This is a genomic window from Rhodococcus phenolicus, from assembly GCF_001646785.1.
GTDB lineage: Bacteria > Actinomycetota > Actinomycetes > Mycobacteriales > Mycobacteriaceae > Rhodococcus > Rhodococcus phenolicus.
Genome location: NZ_LRRH01000178.1, coordinates 1 through 798 on the forward strand (window position 1 = coordinate 1; position 798 = coordinate 798).

Genomic DNA, 798 nt, shown 5'->3' on the forward strand with positions numbered 1-798 from the left:
CGTACCGATACCCAGGGTGGCGCTGAGCACGGCGACGGCGCGGTCGACGCGTTCACGGGGCAGTTCGTCGCGCAGGATCGACATGCCGATGGGCAGCACGGCCGCGCCGGCGCCCTGGAGTCCGCGGGCGAAGATGAGCAGCCCGATGTCCGAGGTCAGCGCGCAGATCAGCGAGCCGAGCGTCATGAGGGAGAACGCGGTGACGAGCATCCGCTTCTTGCCGATCATGTCGGCGAGGCGCCCGAAGATGGGGGTCATGATGGCGCCGACCAGCAGGGTGGTGGTCAGCAGCCAGGACACGGCGGTCGCACCGGCGCCCGTCAGTGCCGGCATGCTCGGCAGCAACGGAACCATGACCGTCTGCATGATGGCCTGGAACACGGCGCCGACGGCGAGGATCGGGAAGGCCGCCGTCGCGGGCGGTTCTCTCGGAACGCGCAAGCGTGGGTGACGGCAACCGGTCCGTGCGCGGGAAGCGGATCCGCAGGGGGAGCACCGATGCCTGGGTCATCAGAAACTCCTTGCCTGTAGTAAATAGTTGCTCACCACTGTAGGTGAACGTCCATTTACCTCACAAGGCGTGAGAGCGGAGTCACTCGCCGTCGAGAAGCTTCTGCACCAACGGCGCGTACATCGGCAGCACGTCCTCCACCGTCCCGGTCGCGAGCTCCCGCATCATCCGCCGCCGCATGATCGCCAGCCCCATCACCATCGAGATCGCCAGCTCCGCCCGCAGCCGCGCGTCCGGCCCCGGCAGCCGCGCGGCGAGTGCGTCGATGATCTGCGTCGAGTAGTTCT

At 67.7% G+C, this 798-nt stretch carries 2 protein-coding genes; both read right to left on the minus strand.

From position 1 onward, the window contains the following. On the minus strand, positions 1-441 hold a 441-nt coding region (locus tag A8G15_RS28600), incomplete at its 3' end, for an MFS transporter (RefSeq protein ID WP_245688052.1). A gap of 151 nt (positions 442-592) precedes the next feature. Continuing rightward, positions 593-798: TetR/AcrR family transcriptional regulator (locus A8G15_RS28605; protein ID WP_483826455.1), on the minus strand; the 206-nt coding region annotated here is incomplete at its 5' end.